The sequence below is a fragment of the Pseudomonas sp. 1D4 genome (assembly GCF_001728925.1).
Classification (GTDB): domain Bacteria; phylum Pseudomonadota; class Gammaproteobacteria; order Pseudomonadales; family Pseudomonadaceae; genus Metapseudomonas; species Metapseudomonas otitidis.
On the sequence record NZ_LXJQ01000132.1, the window covers coordinates 1 to 616 of the forward strand.

Consider the following 616-nt stretch of genomic DNA (forward strand, 5'->3'; position numbering starts at 1 on the left):
CCGAACTGAAGCAGGACGACCACCTCACCGTGGGCAACGAGCAGCACATCCGCATCGGCAGCAACCGGCTCGTGGAGGCCGGGCAGGAAATCCACCTCAAGGCCGGGCAGAAGCTGGTGATCGAAGCCGGCATGGAACTGACCCTCCAGGCCGGCGGCAGCTTCATCAAGCTCGACCCCGGCGGCGTCACCGTCAGCGGCCCGCTGGCCAAGCTCAACGCCGGCGGCGCGCCGGGCAAGGGCAGCGGCCTGAAAGCCCTCGGCCCCTGGCTACCCGCCTCTGCCGCCCTGGCCATGGCCGGCAACCGCCTCAGCACGGCGCAACCCTCGGCACTGGCCAAGCGCCTGCAGGCGGCAGCCGAGCTGGAAGAGGAGGAGGAAGAAGAGGAACTGGACGCCACGGAAACCGGCATCACCCTGCGCATCGGCCTGTTCTTCGACGGCACCGGCAACAACCTCGGCAACTCCGCCCTCACCGCCCAGTGCCAGCGCGACGACCGCGAGCTGTACGATGCGCAGAGCCTCGACAGCCTGGTCGACCACTGCAAACGCTACGGCTTCAGGGACATGAGCCCGGAGGGGCTGTTCGAAACGGCGCCGGACAACAGCTACGGCAA

1 pseudogene is annotated in these 616 nt (G+C 68.5%); it reads left to right on the forward strand.

Annotation, left to right across the window (positions count from 1 at the left end):
- Window positions 1-616 (forward strand): annotated as a pseudogene (locus tag A7D27_RS28895) (DUF2345 domain-containing protein); the annotation flags it as partial.